20 protein-coding genes are annotated in these 20420 nt (G+C 71.5%); 12 read left to right on the top strand and 8 right to left on the bottom strand.

What is annotated here, in order from left to right:
- The first annotated feature begins 52 nt into the window (after positions 1 to 52).
- The 5 genes from P2T62_RS01065 to P2T62_RS01045 all read left to right on the top strand — a co-directional run bounded on the left by P2T62_RS01065 (position 53) and on the right by P2T62_RS01045 (position 3576).
- Complete coding sequence (locus P2T62_RS01065; RefSeq protein WP_276259640.1) at positions 53 to 871, top strand: DUF6159 family protein; 819 nt, start codon at positions 53 to 55, stop codon at positions 869 to 871.
- A gap of 126 nt (positions 872 to 997) precedes the next feature.
- A complete protein-coding gene (locus P2T62_RS01060) occupies positions 998 to 1579 on the top strand; it encodes a biotin transporter BioY (RefSeq protein ID WP_276259639.1) in 582 nt (193 codons plus the stop codon).
- A 34-nt stretch (positions 1580 to 1613) separates the two neighbouring features.
- Positions 1614 to 2312 carry an energy-coupling factor ABC transporter ATP-binding protein gene (locus P2T62_RS01055; protein WP_276259638.1) on the top strand — a complete coding sequence of 233 codons (699 nt, stop codon included), beginning with the start codon at positions 1614 to 1616 and terminating at the stop codon, positions 2310 to 2312.
- 54 nt (positions 2313 to 2366) lie between these two features.
- Positions 2367 to 3080 (top strand): energy-coupling factor transporter transmembrane component T family protein, encoded by a 714-nt coding sequence (locus P2T62_RS01050; RefSeq protein WP_276259637.1) that lies wholly within the window; start codon positions 2367 to 2369, stop codon positions 3078 to 3080.
- A gap of 61 nt (positions 3081 to 3141) precedes the next feature.
- On the top strand, positions 3142 to 3576 hold the full coding sequence (locus P2T62_RS01045) for a hypothetical protein (protein WP_276259636.1): 435 nt from the start codon (positions 3142 to 3144) through the stop codon (positions 3574 to 3576).
- A gap of 92 nt (positions 3577 to 3668) precedes the next feature.
- On the opposite strand, the gene P2T62_RS01040 is transcribed toward P2T62_RS01045, so the two are convergent.
- From P2T62_RS01040 to P2T62_RS01030, 3 genes are all read right to left on the bottom strand, one after another.
- The gene (locus tag P2T62_RS01040) at positions 3669 to 4916 is read right to left on the bottom strand and encodes an acyl-CoA dehydrogenase family protein (protein ID WP_276259635.1); all 1248 of its coding nucleotides are present in this window, start codon (positions 4914 to 4916) and stop codon (positions 3669 to 3671) included.
- Between the two features lie 112 nt (positions 4917 to 5028).
- Complete coding sequence (locus P2T62_RS01035) at positions 5029 to 5787, bottom strand: SDR family NAD(P)-dependent oxidoreductase (RefSeq protein ID WP_276259634.1); 759 nt, start codon at positions 5785 to 5787, stop codon at positions 5029 to 5031.
- A 65-nt stretch (positions 5788 to 5852) separates the two neighbouring features.
- Positions 5853 to 6656, bottom strand: a complete 804-nt coding sequence (locus tag P2T62_RS01030) for a TrmB family transcriptional regulator (protein ID WP_276259633.1) — start codon at positions 6654 to 6656, stop codon at positions 5853 to 5855.
- Between the two features lie 388 nt (positions 6657 to 7044).
- On the opposite strand from P2T62_RS01030, the gene P2T62_RS01025 reads away from it, so the two are divergent.
- Entirely contained in the window at positions 7045 to 7374 is a 330-nt protein-coding gene (locus P2T62_RS01025) for a hypothetical protein (RefSeq protein ID WP_276259632.1), read from the top strand.
- A 16-nt stretch (positions 7375 to 7390) separates the two neighbouring features.
- Here the strand turns inward: P2T62_RS01025 and P2T62_RS01020 are convergent, their stop codons facing one another.
- The gene (locus P2T62_RS01020; RefSeq protein WP_276259631.1) at positions 7391 to 8353 is read right to left on the bottom strand and encodes a D-2-hydroxyacid dehydrogenase; all 963 of its coding nucleotides are present in this window, start codon (positions 8351 to 8353) and stop codon (positions 7391 to 7393) included.
- Between the two features lie 113 nt (positions 8354 to 8466).
- On the opposite strand from P2T62_RS01020, the gene P2T62_RS01015 reads away from it, so the two are divergent.
- Both P2T62_RS01015 and P2T62_RS01010 read left to right on the top strand, forming a co-directional pair.
- Entirely contained in the window at positions 8467 to 10713 is a 2247-nt protein-coding gene (locus P2T62_RS01015) for an NADP-dependent malic enzyme (protein ID WP_276259630.1), read from the top strand.
- A 121-nt stretch (positions 10714 to 10834) separates the two neighbouring features.
- On the top strand, positions 10835 to 12451 hold the full coding sequence (locus tag P2T62_RS01010; protein WP_276259629.1) for an acetate--CoA ligase: 1617 nt from the start codon (positions 10835 to 10837) through the stop codon (positions 12449 to 12451).
- A gap of 159 nt (positions 12452 to 12610) precedes the next feature.
- Here P2T62_RS01010 and P2T62_RS01005 read toward each other — a convergent pair whose 3' ends face one another.
- Positions 12611 to 12997 (bottom strand): DoxX family protein, encoded by a 387-nt coding sequence (locus tag P2T62_RS01005; protein WP_276259628.1) that lies wholly within the window; start codon positions 12995 to 12997, stop codon positions 12611 to 12613.
- A 90-nt stretch (positions 12998 to 13087) separates the two neighbouring features.
- On the opposite strand from P2T62_RS01005, the gene P2T62_RS01000 reads away from it, so the two are divergent.
- Positions 13088 to 14995: an endonuclease/exonuclease/phosphatase family protein gene (locus tag P2T62_RS01000; protein ID WP_276259627.1), complete on the top strand. Its 1908-nt coding sequence runs from the start codon at positions 13088 to 13090 to the stop codon at positions 14993 to 14995.
- 99 nt (positions 14996 to 15094) lie between these two features.
- Positions 15095 to 15952, top strand: coding sequence for a polyphosphate kinase 2 (gene ppk2 / locus P2T62_RS00995; RefSeq protein WP_276259626.1), 858 nt, complete (start codon positions 15095 to 15097; stop codon positions 15950 to 15952).
- A gap of 20 nt (positions 15953 to 15972) precedes the next feature.
- Here ppk2 and P2T62_RS00990 read toward each other — a convergent pair whose 3' ends face one another.
- Positions 15973 to 16179 (bottom strand): hypothetical protein, encoded by a 207-nt coding sequence (locus P2T62_RS00990; protein ID WP_276259625.1) that lies wholly within the window; start codon positions 16177 to 16179, stop codon positions 15973 to 15975.
- Between the two features lie 98 nt (positions 16180 to 16277).
- Here P2T62_RS00990 and P2T62_RS00985 point away from each other — a divergent pair, with 98 nt between their 5' ends.
- Positions 16278 to 17135 (top strand): CPBP family intramembrane glutamic endopeptidase, encoded by an 858-nt coding sequence (locus P2T62_RS00985; protein WP_276259624.1) that lies wholly within the window; start codon positions 16278 to 16280, stop codon positions 17133 to 17135.
- 34 nt (positions 17136 to 17169) lie between these two features.
- Here P2T62_RS00985 and P2T62_RS00980 read toward each other — a convergent pair whose 3' ends face one another.
- Positions 17170 to 18000, bottom strand: coding sequence for a crotonase/enoyl-CoA hydratase family protein (locus P2T62_RS00980; RefSeq protein WP_276259623.1), 831 nt, complete (start codon positions 17998 to 18000; stop codon positions 17170 to 17172).
- Positions 18001 to 18181: 181 nt separating this feature from the next.
- On the opposite strand from P2T62_RS00980, the gene P2T62_RS00975 reads away from it, so the two are divergent.
- A complete protein-coding gene (locus tag P2T62_RS00975) occupies positions 18182 to 19705 on the top strand; it encodes a class I adenylate-forming enzyme family protein (protein WP_276259622.1) in 1524 nt (507 codons plus the stop codon).
- Between the two features lie 37 nt (positions 19706 to 19742).
- Here P2T62_RS00975 and P2T62_RS00970 read toward each other — a convergent pair whose 3' ends face one another.
- Positions 19743 to 20399, bottom strand: a complete 657-nt coding sequence (locus P2T62_RS00970) for a helix-hairpin-helix domain-containing protein (RefSeq protein WP_276259621.1) — start codon at positions 20397 to 20399, stop codon at positions 19743 to 19745.
- Between the last annotated feature and the right edge of the window lie 21 nt (positions 20400 to 20420).

Below are 20420 nucleotides of genomic sequence, written 5' to 3'. Positions count from 1 at the left end.
ACGCGCCGGCCGCGAAGATTTATCCCCGGAGCCGACGCATCGACACCCGATAATGGGATTCTTCAGTAGACTCAAGACCGGCTGGGCGCTGTCGATGGACAGCCTCCAGGTCCTCCGTGAGGAGCCAAGCCTCACCGTGTTCCCCGCCATCTCGGGCATCGCGGGCGCCATCTACCTCGCGCTCATCCTCGGCGGCGCCGTCTTCCTCGTCGGCCCGAACCCCGGGGTCGTGATGTACGCCGCACTGTTCGTCGTCTACCTCGGAACCTCGTTCATCGCGGCGTTCTTCTCGGCCGCGCTGATGTACAACGCCCGCGAGGTGTTCCACGGTCGGGACCCGACGTTGAACGAGGGGCTCGCCGCGGCGTGGCGCAACAAGCGTCCGCTGTTCGCGTGGGCGGTCATCTCGGCCGTCGTCGGGACCATCCTCCAGGCACTGGAGAGCACCGACAACCCGCTCGCGGAGCTCGCATCCTTCCTCTTCAGCGTGGCGTGGGGCATCCTGACCTACTTCGTCATCCCCGTCATCGTCTTCGAGGACGTCTCGGTGCGGGAGATGTTCGAGCGCTCCGGCCAGACGTTCAAGGAGACCTGGGGCGAGACCGCCGGCGCCAGCTTCGGCGTCGGCATCGTCACGGCCCTGTTCACGCTGGCGGGCCTCCTCGTCGCGGCGGCCGCGTTCTTCGTCCTCGGCGGCACCGGCCTGGGACTCGTCGGCGCCATCGCCATCGGCGTCCTCGTCGTCCTGCTGGCCTACCTGGGCGGCACGACGCTGGGCGCGGTCGCGAAGACGGCGCTGTACGTCTACGCCACGGAGGGCGAGCGCCCCCAGCAGTTCGAGAACGTCGACTTCCAGTCGGCCGGGCGCTGACCCGGACATCCGTACCGTTCCCCGCGGCCGGCGCGGCGTGACGGCACCGAATACCGACATCTTCAATCCCCGTGCCCGACCAGCACGGGCAACCATGGCACACGAACACGACCGGCGGTGGTCGCCGTGAGCGCCGAGACCCGCAACGTCGAACTCGTCGGCCAGGAGGTCGGCAAGAACGTCGCCCGGGCGGCGATGGTCGCCGCGCTCACGGGGGCGTTCGCGTACGTCTCCTTCCCGAACCCCGTCTCCCCGGTCGACATCACGCTCCAGGGCCTGGGGATCTTCCTCGCGGGCGTCTTCCTCGGCCCCGTCTGGGGTGGGGCATCCATCACGCTCTACCTCGTCGCCGGCGCGGCCGGCGCCCCGGTCTTCCAGGGCGGGGCCGCGGGCCTCGGCCAGTTCGTCGGGTCGAGCGGCGGCTACCTGTTCGCCTTCCCGGTCGCGGCGGCCGCCATCGGCGCGCTCGTCCACGGCCTCGACGGCCTGCGCGACCCCAGCGAGGTCCCGATCTGGCGCCTCGTCGGCGCCATGACCGTCGGTGTCGCCATCATCTACGTCGGCGGCATCGTCGGCCTGATGCTGGTGCTCGGGATGGGGCCCTGGGAGGCGTTCCTCGCGGGCGCCGCGGCGTTCATCCCGGCCGAGGCGCTCAAGATGGCCGCCGCGGTCGGCATCGTCAACAGCGAGGAGTTCTCCGCCGAGTGACCGCCCACGACGGCCGCCGATGACGTGACATGACATGATCGAGACCCGCGCCCTCACGCATTCCTACGACGACGAGCCCGTCCTCGACGGCGTCGACCTCACCGTCCCGGACGGCGAGTTCCTCCTGCTCGTCGGCCCGAACGGCGCCGGGAAGACCACCCTCGTCCGGCACTTCAACGGCCTCCTCGAACCCGACGCCGGCGAGGTGCTGGTCGACGGGCAGCCGGTCGCCGACGACCTCGTCGCCGCCCGGAGCGCGGTGGCGATGGTGTTCCAGGACCCGCGCGACGGGTTCGTCGCGGCCACCGTCCGCGACGACGTGGCGTTCGGGCCGGAGAACCTCGGCCTGTCACACGAGGAGATCGACCGCCGCGTCGAGGACGCGCTCGCGGCGGTCCGGCTGGCGGGCCGCGGTGACGAGCGCATCGACCAGCTCTCGGGGGGCGAACAGGCCCGCGTCGCCATCGCGGGCGCGCTCGCGATGGAGCCCTCGCATCTGGTGCTGGACGAACCGCTCTCCGGGCTGGACCACCCCGCGCGGACCGCCGTCGTCGAGCGGCTGGCCGCGCTCCACGCGGCGGGGACCGGCGTCGTCGTCGTCACGCACGACCTGCGGGACGTGGCCGACCTTGCGGACCGCATCGTCGTGATGCGCGACGGCGAGGTGGCGCTGGAGGGCCCCCCGGCGGCCGTCAACGACCGACTGGCCGAGTTCGACGTCCGACCGTGCTGAGTCTCGGACCGCGGGGGCGGCCGTGCTGAGTGCCACCCCGGAGGTGACCGGCCCGTGCTGAGGTACGAGCCGGGGACGACACTCGTCCACGGGCTGGACCCGCGGACGAAACTCGCCTTCCAGGTCGCGTTCACCGCGGCCGCGTTCACACACACGACCCCGCGGGGACTGTTCGTCCTGAGCGGCGTCACGATGGGGGTCCTGCTGGCCGCCCGGCTCCGGCTGCGCTCGGTCGCGGCCGACCTCCGTTTCGTGTTCCCGTTCCTCGTCGCGGCGCCGCTCCTGCAGGGGCTCGTGCTGGGACCGCCGTGGTTCTCGCTCGCGGAGGCCCGGTTCCCGGCGCTGGCGAGCTACCGGGTCGTGCTGGTGCTGCTCGTCAGCGCGGCGTACGTCCACACCACGTCGAGCCGGGAGTCACGGGCCGCCGTCCAGTGGCTCGTCCCCGGGCGCCCGGGCCAGTTCCTCGGCGTCGGCATCGGCCTCGTCTTCCGGTTCCTGCCCGTGCTCGTCCGTGACGCCACCCGCGCCCGGGAGGCCATGCGCGCCCGCCTGGGCGAGGCCCGACCGGTGACCGAGCGGATGCGCATCGTCGCGACGACGAGCCTGCGGCGTGCGTTCGACCGCTCGGACAACCTGGCGCTCGCACTCGGCGCCCGCTGTTTCGCCTGGAACCCGACGCTCCCGCGGCTCGCGTTCGGGCGCGCGGACGGGCTCGCACTGACGAGCTGTGTCGCGCTCGTCGGGTGGGCGCTCTGGCCGCTCGTCTGAGTCGGACCCGCCGGACAACGGCCGGAGTTACAAGCCCCCGAATCGTACGGCTGCCCGACCCGTGACGCGCCAGTTCGTCCGCCAGTTGCTCCTCGACGAGGCCTTCGCCTACGGGTTCACCATCGCGTTCTGGGGCTCGGGCGTGCTCCTCATCAGGGCGTTCGGGCTCCCGGGCACTCCGGGCGTGTTCGCGTACGCGCTGGGGGCGGTGAGCGGCTTCGCCGTCCTCGCGGCGCTGACCTTCGGCAGCGCCACGCAGGTCATCGAGACCGACACCGCACCGGAGTACGTCCTCCTCTCGGCCATCCACTACCTCGCGGCCCTGGTCCCCATCGCGGCCACCCACGTCCTCGTCACGGCCCCGCTCCCGCGGCTGGCGACGTTCTTCCTCTCCGGGGGCGCCGTCTCGACGCTCTACAACCTCTCGGCCACCGTCGAGGAGTTGCTCTCCGAGCGACTCCGGCAGACGGAACAGCGGTTCGGCGAGGATTCCTGACGACGCGAACGGCAGTATAATCTCACTATACTAGACGTTCAGAGCTTGTTCTAAATATTCTCAAGAAATGTCCGCAGTCGTCCGGTTACCGCTTACAGCACGTTCTCGGGCGTCAGTTCGGGGTCGAACCGGAGCACGTCCTGGATCTCGTCCTCGTTCACGTCCTCGAAGGCGTCGCGCGCGATGGACCGCAGGTGGACCTCGTCGGCGCCGTCGAAGATGCGGAACGCCCGCACCCCCTCGTAGAAGTGTGCCAGCGGCAGGTCCTTCGCGATGCCGTTGCCGCCACAGCACTGCACCGCGAGGTCGATGATCTCGTTGACGACGCGGGCGGTGAACACCTTCGACATGGCGACCTCGATGCGCGCGTCGGACTGGTCGAGTTCGCGGGCGGCGTGCCGGACGCCGGTGCGGGCCATGTGGAGTCGCGTCTCGGCCTCGGCGATGCGCTGGCGGAGCGCCTGCTTCTCGTCGAGGCCGGAGCCGAACGCCTCGCGCTCGGAGGTGTACGCCTTCGCGATCTCCAGCGACCGCTCGGCCATGCCGGAGAAGCGCATACAGTGCGTGAGGCGGCCGCCGCCGAGGCGCATCTGTGCGATGCGGAAGCCGGCGTTCTCCTCGCCGACGGTGTTCTCGACGGGGACGCGGACGTCACGGTACTTGATCTCGGCGTGGCCGCCCGGCTCCTCGAGGATGCCGTGGCCGCCGAGGTGCCCGGCGTTCCGGACGATCTCGACGCCGTCCGTATCCGTCGGGACGAGGATGATGGAGCTCCCGGCGTACGGGTGAGCGTCCATGTCGGTCCGGGCCATCACGAGCAGGAAGTCGGCGTTGTAGCCGTCCGAGGACCACCACTTGTGGCCGTTGATGACCCACTCGTCACCGTCCTTGTAGGCGGTGGTCTGGAGCATCTTCGGGTCCGAGCCGGCACCCTGCATCGGCTCGGTCATCGAGAACGCCGACTGCAGCTCGCCGGAGACGAGCGGCCGGAGCCACTCCTCCTTCTGCTCCTCGGTCCCGACCATCTCGAGGGTGTGCATGTTCCCCTCCTGCGGGGCGTTCGCCCGGATGGCCTTGGCGCCGATGAGCGACCGGCCGGCCTGCTCGAACGCCGGGAGCATATCGCTGAAATCCAGCCCCTGGCCGCCGTACTCTTCAGGGACCTGGGGTGCGAACAGGTCGCGGGCCTTGGCCTGCTCCCAGAGGTCCTCGAGTTCGTCCTGTGAGATGCGCTCGCCGGTCCGCAGCGCCTCGCGTTCCCGGGGGATGACGACCTCGTCCATGAACGCCTCGACGCGGCCGGCCACCTCCGTCGCCTTCTCGGAGTCGTGGTACTCCATGCCTCCCCTCTCCGCGGGCAGTACTTAAAATTGTTAGCGACGATGCCCAGTATCTCGTAATCTGGTAGGAACCGGGCGGACAGCGTGCGCGGCGGCCCTGGACGGTTCCGGCTCAGGCACACGAGAAGCCGCCGTCGACGACGAGCGCCTGGCCCGTGACCCAGGCGGCCTCGTCGCTCGCGAGGTACAGCATCGCGTTCGCGATGTCCTCGGGCCGGCCCAGCCGCCGGAGCGGGTACTGCTCGGCCATCCGCGAGGCCATCTGCTCCCACTCCTCGTCCGAGCGGTCCCCCTTCGGCATCGGCGTCTCCGTCACCCCGGGGCAGACGGCGTTGGCCCGGACGCCGTGCGGCCCGAGCTCCGCCGCGATGGCGCGGGTGTAGTTGACGACGGCCCCCTTCGACAGCGAGTACGCCGACATCTTCGGCGAGCCGATGACGCCCGCCAGCGACCCCGTGTTGACGATGGCGCCCGAACCCTGCTCCTTGAAATGCGGGATGGCCGCCGCACAGCCGTTCCAGACGCCCTTGACGTTGATGTCGATGACCCGGTCGCGCGTCTCCAGGTCGAGGGCCTCCGTGTCGACGAGGTCGTGGTCGATGCCCGCGTTGTTCAGCACGATGTCGAGGCCGTACTCCTCGACGGTCGCGTCGATGGCGTCCCGGAACGCCGCGGCGTCCCGGACGTCCAGTTCGTGCGCGGCGGCCTCGCCCCCCTCGTTCTCGATGCGGTCGACGGTCTCGGTCGCCGCCTCGTAATCGATGTCCGAGGCGACGACGGTCGCGCCCTCGGCCGCGAACCGTTCGGCTGCGGCCCGTCCCAGTCCCGACCCGGCGCCGGTGATGTACGCGGTCTTGCCTTGGAGTCGCATACCCTCGTGCGCGGGCGGGGGCGAGAAACAGTTTGTGGGTCCCCGCGTCGGTCACCGGTGCCGCCTCAGCCGCCGCTCCCTGAGTCCCGGTCGGCGGGGAGTCCCTGTGCCATCAACCGGCGAGCGACGATCACGAGGCCGTTCCCGAAGCCCCGTCCGAAGACCGCCTGCTCGCCGTGGCTGTCGGTGGCCATCGAGCTGACCAGGAGCGCCGACCGGTCGACCAGCAGCAGCCGACCGATGGTGACCTCCTCGTCGTCCATCCCCCGGATCCACTCGAGTCCGGACATGAAGATGGTCGCCCGGGGGACGCGCTCGCGCAGGGCGTCGTCGATCGCCGGCGAGCCGGCACCGATGATGAGGTCGATCCCGTCGTCGAGGCCGTTGAGACGGTCGACCAGGGCGTCGGTGAGGACCGAGCGGTCAGCCACCACCAGCACCACCTCCGATTCGGCCGCTCCGATGAGTTCGCGGGTCCGGGCAGCGATGACGTCCCGGCCGGAGAGCCCCCACACCTCCTGCTCGGGGGCTTCGTCATCGGCGTCGATACGGTCGAGTGCCGCGAGCGACTCCCGGAGCTCCTCGATACGCGTCGCGTACCGTCCGCGGAGCGTCTCGGTCGCCTCGTCCAGCGACACCGCCCGGAACCGTTGCGGGCTGGAGTGCTGGACCTCGACCAGTCCCTGTGCCTCCAGCACGCGGACCGCGTCGTAGACGCGGGTGCGGGGCACCTCGGTCACCTCGCTGAGCCGCTTCGCCGTCGCCGTCGAGAGCCGCGACAGCCCCACGAAACACCGGGCCTCGTACTCCTTGAGCCCGAGTTCCTGCAGGATGTCGACGGCCTCGCCTGGTGTGTGGTCCGTACTCATGTGTCCCAACCGTCGCCCGGCCGAGCCGGGCACTCGGCTGAACTTGCCCGGCCCCGGACAAAATCCTTTGGAGCATCCGTCACAGACGGCGCCACACTGGCTCCCGGTACCGTAGCTGTAGCCGTCGAAACGCCGCCCTACCCCGACTCTCGTGACCCGAATAATCACAAAAAAATTAAGCCCGCTCGACCGAAGTCGCCGGATGGCACGCGGCTGTGACTCGTGTCCCAACCACGCGTTCGCCGCGTGCCATTTCCCCTGTCCCCGAGGAGCCACGGCGTCTCTCACCGCACCATCGCATCCGGTAGGCACCCGCATCCCCGGTCCGGGGCCGGACCGGCGGAGCCGTGACCGCGACCGTTTTGCCCGTCCCGACCCGCGCCTGGGCATGGACCGCGCCACGAGGGGCCGGCTCGCGGCGGTCGGGTGTCTGCTGGCCGGCGGACTCCTCGCGAGCGGCGCCGGGGAGCTGCGGCTCCTCGGGCTCACCGGCGGGACGGTCGGGCTGGGGCTGCTCGCGGCGGGGCTCGCGCTCGCCGTGACCGCAGAGCGGGCCGACGGCGACCGCCGGGCGACGCTGCTGCTGGCGCTCGCGGGCGCCTGCTGCCTGCTGGCCACCCGGGTCGACGCCCCCGGTCGCTACGGCGCCGCCGCGCTCGCCGCCGTCGCGGCCGCCGGGGCGCTCTACCGCGGGACGCTCGCGGACCACGAGCGGTGAGGACGGCCGACGGCGCTCACACCTGGTTCTGAAGGTCCTCGAACGACCCCGTCTCGTTCACCCGGCGGACGTTCTCGGCGAGGATGTCGGCACACCGCTCGAAGTAGTGGGGCGTGTGCCCGGCGTTGTGCGGGGTGAGGAGGACGTTCTCCAGCGTCCAGAGGGGGTGGTCCTCGGGGAGCGGTTCGGGATCGGTCACGTCGAGCGCGGCCGCGTGGAGGCGGTTCCGCCGGAGCGTCTCGACCAGTGCCTCGGTGTCGACCACCGGGCCGCGCGCGACGTTGACGAGCGTGGCGTCCGGCGGCAGGAGTTCCAGCGCCGTCGCGTCGACCAGTTCCCGTGTCTCGTCGGTCAGCGGGCAGGCCAGCACGAGGTGGTCGGTGCGGGGAAGCACCTCGGGCAGGTCGTCGTACCCGACTACCTCGTCGGTCGGCCCGCCCTTCGCGGGCGTGTAGCGCGCGCCGACCGTCTCGACCCCGAAGCCCGCCAGCCGCTCGACGACCGCCTCGCCGATGGCGCCCAGGCCGACCACCGTGACCGTCGCGCCCTGCAACTCGCCGGCGGCCTGGAAGTGCGACCACTCGCGGCGCCCCTGGCGCCGCCACCCCTCGTCGAGTCGGCGGACCATCGTCAGCAGCCAGCCGAGGACGTGCTCGGCGACGTTCGGCCCGTGGACCCCGGACGCGTTGGTGACGGCCACCCCGCGCTCGCGGAGCGTCTCCAGTGGGAGGTGGTCCACGCCCGCGTACGTGCAGGCGAACAGGTCGAGGGCGTCGGCCGCATCGAGCAGGTCCGGGTCGAGGTCGTTGCTCGTCACGACCGGGGCGTCCGCGACCGCGTCGCGGCGCTCGGCAGGGGTCGAGGCGAGCGTCACCTCGACGTCCGGGAGCCGCTCGTGGAGCGCGTCGACGTACGTGGTCGGCGATAGCCCGTGCGGCTTGTGGTGGAGGACGGCGACCTCCGAGAGCTCCGCTGGCATGGACGGGTGTCCGGCGGAGCCCCGAATAACCGTTCCCCCGCGGCGGTCGAACCCGTCGATTAATCACCACATACCTGTCGAGGAATTAATACTTCCAGGGGCGAACGTCCGCCATGGGACTGGACGAGGACGCGCTCGAGTACCACGAGCGGGACCCCCCCGGCAAGATCGAGATCTCGACGACGAAGCCGACGAGCACGCAGCGCGACCTCTCGCTGGCGTACTCGCCCGGCGTCGCTGCGCCCTGCGAGGCCATCGCCGAGGACGTGGGCGACGCCTACCGCTACACGACGAAGGGGAACCTCGTCGGCGTCGTCTCCGACGGGTCCGCGGTCCTCGGGCTCGGTGATATCGGCCCGACGGCCTCGAAGCCCGTCATGGAGGGGAAGGGAGTGCTGTTCAAGCGGTTCGCCGACATCGACGTGTTCGACCTGGAGGTCGACGCCTCGGATCCGGACGCGTTCGTCGAGCACGTCGCGGCGCTGGAGCCGACGTTCGGCGGCATCAACCTGGAGGACATCTCGGCGCCGGAGTGTTTCGAGATCGAGGAGCGCCTGCGCGAGCGCCTCTCCATCCCGGTCTTCCACGACGACCAGCACGGGACCGCCATCATCAGCGGCGCCGCGCTCGCCAACGCCGCCGACATCGTCGGGAAGGACCTCGCGGACCTCTCGGTGACGTTCGCGGGCGCGGGGGCAGCCGCGCTCGCGACCGCCCGCTTCTACGTCTCGCTGGGGGTCCCCCGCGAGAACATCACGATGTGCGACATCGACGGGGTTCTCACGACCGAGCGCGCCGAGGCGGGCGACCTCGACCCGTACAGCGAGGCGTTCGCACAGGACCGGCCGCCGGGTGACCTCGCCGACGCGATGGCCGGCGCGGACGCCTTCGTCGGGCTCTCGGTCGGCGGCATCGTCGACGAGTCGATGGTCCGGTCGATGGCCGAGAACCCCATCCTGTTCGCGATGGCCAACCCCGAACCGGAGATCGGCTACCAGGCGGCCAAGCACGCCCGCGACGACACCGTCGTGATGGCGACCGGACGCTCTGACTTCCCGAACCAGGTGAACAACGTGCTGGGCTTCCCGTTCATCTTCCGCGGCGCGCTGGACGCGGGCGCCACGGAGATCAACGAGGCGATGAAGGTCGCCGCGGCCGAGGCGCTCGCGGACCTCGCCCGGCAGGACGTCCCCGACGCGGTCGTGAAGGCCTACGACGACGAGCCGCTCCAGTTCGGCCCGGAGTACATCATCCCGAAGCCGCTCGACCACCGGGTCCTGTTCGAGGTCGCCCCCGCCGTCGCCCGGGCGGCCGTCGAGAGCGGCGCCGCCCGGCGCGACCTCGACCGCGAGGCGTACGTCGAGCGCCTCGAAGCACGCCTGGGCAAGTCCCGAGAGATGATGCGGGTCGTCCTCAACAAGGCCCAGAGCGACCCGAAACGGGTCGTCCTGGCCGAGGACGGCGACCGGATGGTTCGCGCGGCCTACCAGCTCGCCGACCAGGGCATCGCCGAGCCCGTCCTCATCGGCGACACCCGGGAGATCCTCCGGACGGCCGACCGGCTGGGGCTGGACTTCGCACCGGAGATCGTCGACCCGCACGAGGCCGAGCTGGCGCCGTACGCCGACGAACTCTACCGCCGGCGCAAGCGCAAGGGCGTCACCCGCCGCGAGGCCGCCGACCTCGTGCGGAACGGCAACTACCTCGGGAGCACCATGCTGGCGATGGGTGACGCCGACGCGATGCTGACGGGCCAGACCCACCACTACCCCTCGGCGCTCCGGGCGCCGCTGCAGGTCGTCGGGACCGCGCCCGGCACGGAGTACGCGGCGGGTGTCACGATGCTCACGTTCCGGAACCGGGTGCTCTTCTGTGCCGACACCAGCGTCAACCAGGCCCCCGACGCCGACGTGCTCGCGGAGGTGACCCGGCACGCCGCCGACCTCGCGCGGCGGTTCAACGTCGAGCCACGGGCCGCGCTGCTGTCGTACTCGGACTTCGGCTCCGTCGACAACGAGGGGACCCGCAAGCCCCGGGCCGCGGCCGACCGCCTCCGCGCGGACCCGGATGTGGACTTCCCGGTCGACGGGGAGATGCAGGCCGATACCGCCGTCGTCGAGGAGATGCTCACCGGGGACTACGACTTCGCCGAGCTCGAGGAACCCGCGAACGTCCTCGTCTTCCCGAACCTCGAAGCCGGGAACGTCGCGTCGAAACTCCTCCAGCGCCTCGGCGGCGCCGAGGCCGTCGGCCCGATGCTCGCCGGGATGGACAAACCCGTCCACGTCCTCCAGCGCGGCGACGAGGTCAAGGACATCGTCAACCTCGCGGGCGTCGCCGTCGTCGACGCACAGGACTGACCGGGCGGACGCCCCTCTCGTCGCCCCAGCACGCCGGGTCGCGACGCTTCGAGAGCGGCGCCGAGACGGCGGTCATGCGCCACGGCGAACTTTTATCGTGTCTCTATGTGACCACAGCACAATGTCGTACGATGACACGTACCAGGCGGTGGTCGACCTGTACGACCCGGAGGAGGGGTGGGACGAACTGGTCCACGTCGGCGACCGCGACGGACTGAACCTCGGCGAGGAGGCGCTGGGGCGGCACGGCGACAGCGAGACGACGGCGCTCCGGTTGCGGGACTTCGAGACCGGCGACGTGGAGCGGTACTCGTTCGCGGAGCTGAACGCCCGCGCGAACCGGTTCGCCAACTACCTCGTCGAACACACCACGCGCGGCGCCCGGGTCGCGGCGATGCTGCCGACCAGGGTGGAGCTGTACGCGGTCGTGTTCGGGACCCTGAAGGCCGGTCGCGTCTACGTCCCACTCTCGCCGGTGTTCGGGCCGGACGCGGCCGGACACCGGCTGGACGACGCCGGCGCCACGGTGCTGGTCACCGACGCCGCTCACCGCGACCGGATCGGCTCGTCGGTCCCCGACTGCGTCGAGCGGGTGCTGCTGGTCGAGGGCGAACCCGAGGCGACGCGGGCCGAGCCGTACGCGACCGTCGCAGCCCACGACGACGCGTTCGAGGCCGTGGAGACCCACCCGGACGACCCGTTCGCGCTCAGCTACACCAGCGGAACCACCGGCCAGCCCAAGGGCGTCCCGCTGGAACACAGCGGCGTCCCCGACCTGCACGCGTTCATCGAGTACGTCGTCGACCTCCGGCCCGACGACACCTACTTCGTCGCGGCGTCGCCGGCGTGGTCGTACGGCCTGGTGATGGGGACCATCGCGCCCGGACTGCGAGGGACCGCCATCGGCTGTTACCGCGGCGAGTTCGACGGCGGGATGCTGATGGACACGCTCGCGCGGCTGGAGGTCGACAACGCGATGGTGCCGCCGACGGCGCTCCGGCAACTGGCGAACGCCGGTGTCGAGGCCGAGGGGATCGACCTCCGGGTCCTGCTCGCGGCGGGCGAGTCGCTCGACGAGGACAGCGTCGGGTGGTGTCGCGACGTGCTCGGGACCGAGCCACAGGACTCCTACGGCATGACCGAGTCCGGGATGACCGTCTGCAACTTCGCGTTCCCGGACTGGGAGGTCAAGCCCGGCAGCATGGGCCGCCCGCTCCCCGGAACCGAGGTCGCGCTGCTGGACCCCGATGCCGACGAGCGGGTCCCGCAGGGCGAGGTCGGCGAGATCGCCATCCGCCGCGAGGCGGGCGACGGCGGCTCCTACTGGGGCCGGCCGGAGGCCTCGATGGCGACGTTCACCGGCCCGTGGCTCCGCACGGACGACCTCGCGCGGAAGGACGAGGACGGCTACCTCTGGTACGTCGGGCGCAAGGACTCGGTCATCGTCTCCGCGGGCCACCGCATCGGCCCGGGCGAGGTGGAGGAGACGCTGCTGAAACACGACGCGGTCGCCGAGGTCGCCGTCGTCGGCGTCCCCGACGAGACCCGCGGCGAACTGGTCAAGGCGTTCGTCGCGACCGCCGGCGTCGACCACTCGGCGGACCTGGCCGACGACATCCGGTCGTTCGCCCGCGAGCAGCTCTCGAAGCACGAGTACCCCCGCGAGATCGAGTTCATGGACGAGCTCCCCAAGACCGCGACCGGAAAGATCGCCCGGAGCGAGCTGGAGCCGTCCTGAGCACCGGGGACTCCGGAGCGGGCGCGACCGGTCGAACCCGGCGCTCCGCGGGCGTGCCGTCCCGCGGCTAGCTCACAGATTGATACCGAGGTAGAACCACAACTCCGCACCCATACACCCTATCGATAGATTTCGGACTGTATTCGCCAGATTATCGAATCATCTCCAGGCTTCCCGGAGGAGCGCCACCGCCGCGCCGAACATCGCGAGGTTGCCCCAGAACGCGAGGCGTTCGCCGTCGCGGCTGTCCTCGTCGGCGTTCCAGAAGTCGTGCATCGTGACCGTGACGACGGCGAGGAAGGTCGTCACCGCGCCCGTCGAGAGCTTCGGCTTCTTCCAGAGCGCGACCATGAGCCCGCTCACGAACATCATCCCGGAGGCGAACGGCGCCGCGAGTTCCGGCATCGGGACGCCCGCGGACTCGGCGTACTCGACGGTGTCCTCCATGTCCCGGAAGTCCTCGGAGGCCTGCAGCGCCATCCCCAGGCCGAACAGGACCCGGCCGATGCCGAACGGTGCGCCCGCGTCGTCGTCGCTGTCGGACATGGGCGAGGGGACTCGCGGCGACGGCATAAATCGGCGGGGCGGTCGAGCCGCCACGGGGCTTTTAGCCCGACCCGGGCGACGCGGCGAGACATGTCGGACCGCACCGCCCGGCTGGCCGTCGCCGCCCTCCTGACGGCCCTCTGGCTCACCCCCTTCCTCCGGGCGCTCAACCGGGTGTTCGTCCTCAACTTCTCGACCGCCGGCCCGAACGCCACCGGGCTGCTCACGCTGACACTGGTCACGGGGTGGACCATCCCGGCGCTCGCACGCGTCGCGGACCGACGGCGCGCGTGGCACGGGTCGGTGGCGCTGGCCGTCGGCGGACTGCTGGTCTCGCTGGCCGGTGGGACGCTCGTCTCGCTCGCGGGCGCGGTGGTCTTCCTCACGGCCGCGACCCCGCCCCTCGTGGCGCTGGCCGGCGACCTGCGCGAGCGGTTCGCCGTCGCCGCGGCGTTCGGCGTGCTGGGCCACGCCGCGCTGCGTGGCGTGCTCGACACACTCCCGCCGTACGCGACGCGTGGCGGGCAGGTCCTGCTGGTCGCGCTCGGCCTCACCGCGGTCGCCGGGTGGTGGCTGGCGACCCGGGAGTCGACACCGACGGCGAGCGACCTGGCGGCCCCCGGCGCCGCGACGGCGACCGCGTTCCTGTTCGCGCAGGTGACGTTCCTCGGGGTCGCACCGCGCGTGGCGCTGTGGGACGGCCGACCCATGCTGGTCGTGCTGGGCGCGACGCCGTTCGGGTTACTGGGTGGTGCGGCGCTGGTGACCCAGCGCGGGGTCCCGGACCGCCGCGAGACGGCCGTGTGGGCCGTCGTCTTCCTCCTCGCGCTCGCCTCGCTCCTCCTGCTTCCGGGGCCGGGCGTCGCGGCGCTCCCGGCGGCCACCGCGAGCGTGCTCCTGTGTGCCCGCGGCTGTCGGACGGGAGCGACCACGCCCGCCCGCGCGGGCCTCGGGACGGCGGGCGTCCAGGTCGTGGCGCTGGCGCTGACGTTCGCCGTCGTGGCCGCGATGAACTGGGCGTTCGTCCCCGGCCTCGGCCCACTGGTCCGGGACCAGCAGGCCGAGTTGCTCCTCGTGCTGGGCGCGTTGCTGACGCTCGCGGTGCTCCTGCGGGAGCGGCCGCTGGCGGGCACCGGCGACGCGGTTGCGGACGGGCCTGGGGGTGCGGACGACGGCGCGGCGGCGGCGGACGTGGCCGCCGACCGCCGGGCGCTCCTCGCGGCGACCGGCGTCGGCCTGCTCGGCGTCGGCGGGGCCGCCGCCCGGCGCGCGACGCCCGCGGACGGACCCGAGGCCGATACCGTGGACGCCCTGACGCTCAACGTCCACCAGTGGGTCGACGCCCGGGGACGCTACAACCTCGACGCCGTGCGCGACCTCGTCGCCGGGACGGACGCCGGACTCGTCGGCCTGCAGGAGACGGCCGGCGGGCGGCTCACGGCCGGCGGCCTCGACGGCGTGCGCTGGCTGGCACGCGAACTCGGGATGCACGCGGCGGTCGGGCCGCCGACCCGCATCGCCAGCTACGGGGTCGCGCTCCTCTCGAAGTGGCCGGTCCGCGAGGAGCGCTGGGTGGTCCTCCCGTCGACGGACACCGCGACCCGGGTCGCGCTCGCGGCGGTCGTCGAGTCGCCGCTGGGGGACCTGCCGGTCGTGGTCGCACACCTGGAGACCGAGGGTGCGGTGCGTGTCGGGCAGGCCGAACGCGTGGTCGAGCTAGCCGGCGAGACGGGCGACCCCGACCGGGCGGTGGTGCTGGGTGACTTCAACGCGACGCCGGACGAACGGCCGTACACGGTGCTGACCGACGCCTTCGTGGACCCGTGGGCCGGCGTGGGGAGCGAGGGCGACACCTACAGCGCGAGCGACCCGCGGCGGCGCATCGACTACGCGTTCGTCGGCCGGGGCTGGGACCACGAGCCCGGCGCGGTGGTCGGGAGCCCGTCGGTCTCCGACCACCTCGGGGTCTCGGTCCGGCTCCGGCGCCCGCCGGAGTGACCCGCGTGGTCCCGGCCACCGGTCATCATCACCACCACCGGGTGGGCGGCGCGCGACACCTATGAGGCCGGGGCGCGTGGGTGCCAGCGTGACCCGCCCGTGACCGACGCCCACGACCATCCCGACGACTGGTACGGCGAGGACGGGGTCCTGAAGAAGAAACACTACAAGCGCGAACTCCGCCGCCTGCAGGAGGAGCTGGTGAAGCTCCAGCACCACGTCGAGTCGGCGGGCCTCCGCGTCTGCGTGGTGTTCGAGGGGCGCGACGCGGCCGGGAAGGGCGGCACCATCAAGCGCATCGTCCGGCGGTGCAACCCCCGCGTGGTGCGGACCGTCGCGCTGGGGACGCCCACCGAGCGCGAGCAGGGGCAGTGGTACTTCCAGCGCTACGTCGAGCAGCTGCCGACCGCCGGCGAGCTGGTGCTGTTCGACCGGAGCTGGTACAACCGCGCCGGCGTCGAGCGCGTGATGGGATTCTGCTCGGACGCGGAGTACGAGCGGTTCCTCGAGACGTGCCCGACGTTCGAGCGGCTGCTCGTCGACTCCGGGACGGTCCTGCTGAAGTACTGGTTCTCGGTGAGCGACGCCGAGCAGGAGCGCCGGTTCCAGTCGCGCAACGAGGACCCGCGCAAGCGCTGGAAGCTGAGCCCGATGGACCTCGCCGCCCGGGAGCGGTGGGCGGACTACTCCCGCGCGAAGGACCGGATGTTCGAGCACACGGACACCGAACACGCGCCGTGGCACGTCGTCCACGCGGACGTGAAGCGCCACGCGCGGCTCAACTGCATCAGCCACCTGCTCGACCAGTTCGACTACCCCGACGAGTTGCCCGAGCAGCACGAGCTCCCGCCGCGCCCGGACGACCCGACGTACCGTCCGCCCATCGACGAGCAGCGGTGGATCCCGGCGCGCTACGGGTCGAACCCCGAGGCCGTGGGCGACGGCGGGGACGGCTGACACGTCGGGACGGACCGGACTCAGTTGCGGTCGCGGAGTTCCGCCTCCAGCTCGTCGACCCGGGACTCCAGCGCCGCGACGCGGTCGGGGTCGGCACCGTCACCACCGGACCGTCGGAGGAAGTAGACGACGGCGGCGACGGCGGCCACGAGGAGGGCGAGCGGAACGAGGAAGACGAGGGCGATGACGAGGAGTTCGAGACCGCCGGGGACCTGGAGGGGGAGCATACCTGTAGCTATCACTCGCGAGCCATAAACTGAACTCTGGTTCCCTTGACGCGAGAGCGAGCGGGCCGGTACACCTCCGGCGAGCGCGTATCGGGCGTATGAACGCCGCATCCGGGGTCGAGCGTGTCGGCTGGCGAACGCTCGGGCTGTTCGTCGTGGCCTTCCTGCTGGTGTTCCTGGCCCCGAGCCTGCTGTTCTCGCTGGGTGCCGGCCGGCTCGTCGAGTGGTCGGGTGGCGTCGTCACGCCCACCCTGCTGAACACCTGGGTCGGCCTGCTGGTCGTCGTCGGTGGCGTCGCACTGTGGCACGGCGGGCTCACGCTGCGTGACCTCGGTGTCGAGCGGTCGAAGGCCGTCGTCGGGATCGGACTGACAGCGCTGGTCTGGGGGCTGTTCACCCTCGCGCAGGTCCTCGTCGGGGTGCTGACGGGTGACCTCTCGCTGTACTCGGGCTGGACCGGCGGCGAGGCGACCCGGACCCTCGGGACGGTACTCGGCTACTGGCTCGGCAACGCGCCGTTCGAGGAACTCGCGTTCCGGGGGTTCCTCCTCGTCCAGCTCTACCTGCTCCTCGACGGGGACCGGTGGCGGTCGAACCCGCTGGCCCGGACCGGGGCGGCCATCGTGGCGAGCAGTCTCGTGTTCACCCTCCTGCACGTCCCGGCGTTCCTCTGGGGCGGCGTCGAACTGTGGACGCTCGGTGCCATCTTCGGCTACTCCGTCGCCCTCGCGCTCGTGTACGTCCGGACGGAGAACGTCGTCCTCGCCATCGGCCTCCACGCGCTGGCGAACTTCCCCGCGCCGGTGTTCGCGGTGTTCGAGCGCGCCCCGTTCGGTCTCGACTGGTCGCTCGTCTGGCTCGTCCCGGCGGCGATACTCGTGCTCGCGTGGCCGCGGCTCCGGGGCGCTGGCCGACGGCCCCGGTCGGGGGGCGTGGGGGTGGTGGAGGAACAGTAGCAGCGTTCGGCAGGGGTCGGCCGACGGCGCCGGCTCAGTCGAACAGTTCCCCGCGGTCGCGCTCGGCGACGGCCTGCTTGAACCCGACCGCCTCGCAGCGCTCCTTGAACGCGACCCCCTCCGGGGTGTGGCGGGTCATCCCGTCGAAGAGAGTCGCGAAGGTCTGCGTCGTCTCGAGGCCCATGTTCTCGTAGGCCTGGTTGATGGCGAGTTTCTGCATCATCAGCTGGTTCCGCGGGACGCCGGCGATGCGGTGGGCCAGTTCGTCGACGCGGTCGTCCAGGTCGGCGGCGGGGACGGCCTCGTAGACCAGGCCCATGTCGGCGGCCTCGGACCCGTCGACGAGGTCGCCGGTGAACAGCATCCGCTTCGCCTCCGCGGGCCCCAGCCGGTACACCCACATCATCGTCGTCGGGCAGCCCCAGACCCGGGCCGGCGGGTAGCCGATAGGGGCGTCCCCGGCCATCACGATGAGGTCGGCACACAGCGCGATGTCGCTCCCGCCGGCGACCGCCGGCCCGTTCACCTTCGCGATGACGGGCGTGTAGCTCCGCCAGAGGCTCATGAAGTCCTCCGTGTTCGACTTCATCATCCGGTAGTCCTGCATCGGGTCCCAGGGCATCTCCTGGCTCCCCGTGGTCGGGCGCGGGGCCTCGGCGTACTGCTTCAGGTCGTAGCCCGAACAGAACGCCTCCCCGGCGCCCGTGAGAACGATGACGTGGATGTCCGGGTCGCTGTCGGCCCGCTCGACGGCCTCGCGCAGCTCGCCCGGCATCGAATCGTCGATGGCGTTGTACCGCTCCGGCCGGTCGAGCGTCAGCGTCGCGACCCGCCCGTCCGTCTCGTACTGGACCGTGGAACCCATAGGCCACCCGCAGGAGCACCGCCGGGTTCAATCTACCGCCGGGGACAACAGTGTTCACCGGAGTCCGAGGCTGTCGCTCCGCAGTTAATCGTCGGCTGCTCCTGACCGACGACTGTTCGCCGCTCCCGGGCAGGATGTTACCGGCAAATCTTAACTGTGAGCTGGTAGCACACATGACGGTATGAACGTCGCTGTCAGATTCCAGCACCGGATGGCGGAGCAGCCCGAGAAGACGGCCGTCGTCGGTCCCGGCGGGGCGGCGGTGACCTACGACGACCTCGACCGACAGACCCGACAGGTGGCGGCGTGGCTCGACGCCCAGGGGCTCGGCGAGGGGGACCGCATCGCCGTGTACCTGCCCGACACCGCCGCCTACCTCCCGACCGTGCTGGGTGTCTGGCGGGCTGGCGCCGTCGCCAGCCCCATCAACACGCGGTTCGGCGTCGACGAACTGACCTACACGCTCGGGGACCTGGAGCCGGCGGCGCTGCTGGGCTCGGACGCGTTCGGGGACGACATCGACGCCCTCCACGACGAGGTCGACGGCCTCGACCCGTCGAACACCCTCCTCGTCGAGCGGGGCGGGGCCTTCGTGGCCGACGATCTCCCGGCGGCCGACGCGGCCCCGGAGCCGGCCCGCCGTCTCGACGGTGAGCCCGCGGTCGTGATGTACACCTCGGGGACCACCGGGCGCCCGAAGGGGGTGATCCAGACCCACCGGAACGTCGGGGCACAACTCGACGTGAACGTCACGGCGTTCGACATGACGCGCGACGACGTCTCGGTCGCCTCGGTCCCGCTCTTCCACGTCGGCGGCCTGTACGGCGGATCGCTACCGGTCCTGCTGGAGGGTGGGACCGTCGTCGTCCAGGCGGCCTGGGACGCCGCGGAGTGGGCCGAACTGGTCGAGACACACGGCGCGACGTTCAGCGGACTCATCCCGACGATGATGCTGGACGCCCTCAACACGGAGGCCGCCCGCGAGCGCGACACCTCGTCGCTGGAGCGGGTGGTGTACGGCGGGTCGCCGGCGACCGAGGAGACGCTCGACACGTTTCAGCAGGTCTTCGACGTCGGGTCGCTCCACAACTACTACGGCCAGACCGAGAACACCGGGCTCAGCGTCACGTACGACGCCGACACGGAGCGCCGGCCCGGCCTGCTCGGCCGGCCGGTCCACGCGGTCGAGCACCGGGTCGTCGACGTGACCGCCGACGGGCTGGTCGACGTGGGCCCGGGCGAGGAGGGCGAGCTGCTCCTCCGGGGGGACATCATCACGCCGGGCTACTGGGACGAGTCGCTGGACGCGGACTACTTCACGGACGGCTGGCTCCACACCGACGACGTCGTCCGCGAGGACGAGGCCGGCCTGCTCTACTACGTCGACCGGGCCGACGACATGATCATCTCCGGCGGCGAGAACGTCGCCCCGAGCGAGGTCGAGAACGCGCTCCAGGAGCACCCCGCCGTCGAGGCGGTCGCGGTGTTCGGCACGCCCCACGAGCGGTGGGGCGAAGCGGTCACGGCGGCCATCGTCGCCTCCGACCCGGACCTGACCGCCGACGATATCGAGGCGTGGTGGGAGGCCAACGCCGGGCTGGCGGGCTACAAGCGCCCCCGCCGGGTGGAGTTCGTCGAGGAGTTCCCGCGGACGGCGACCCAGAAGGTGGACAAGGTCACGCTGAAGGAACAGCTCGAGGAGTAGGCGCCGGAAGCGGGCCGCGACGCGGTCGGCCGGCGCGTCAGGCCTGCGCCTGCGCCCGCTCGATGAGGTCGCTCGCCCGCTCCTGGCTGATCTCGGCGGCCTCGGCGACGGCCTCGGCGCTCGCGTCCGCGAGGTCGCCGACCGTCTCGATGCCGGCGTCGGCCAGGCGCTCGGCGTACGTCGGGCCGATACCGTCGATGGCGTCGACGGAGGCCTCGACCGCGTCGCCGACACCCTCGGCGGCCGTCTCCATCGTCTCCCGGACGTCCTCGGCGGCGTCCTCGGTCGTCTCGGCCACGTCCTCCGCGGCGTCACCAGTCGTCTCGGCGACCTCCTCGGCAGCGTCCCCTGTCGTCTCCGCCGCGTCGGCGGCCGCGTCGCCGACCTCCTCGGCGGCCGTCTCGAGGTCGTCCTCCAGATCCGCGGCCGCCTCCTCGGTGCGGTCGATGCCGCCCCCGAGGGCGTCCTGGATGCCGTCGAACAGGTCGTCCTGGGTCGATTCGAGGTCGTCGAACAGGTCGTCGACGCGGGCCGGCGCCTCGTCGTCGGGGACGACGCCGGCGAGTGCCTTCGTGGAGCGCCGGGTCAGGTCGAGGCCCTGGCGGTGGAGGTTGCGCTGTGTCTCGATGGTGCTGTCGACGAGCCGTCGCTGGGTGCTGAACAGCGACCCGAGCGGCGTGGATGATTCGCTCATGGTGTCATCGCGTACGTGTTC

Source organism: Haloglomus litoreum (assembly GCF_029338515.1).
Taxonomy (GTDB): Archaea; Halobacteriota; Halobacteria; order Halobacteriales; family Haloarculaceae; genus Haloglomus; species Haloglomus litoreum.
This window is presented reverse-complemented; position numbering and strand designations above follow the sequence as displayed.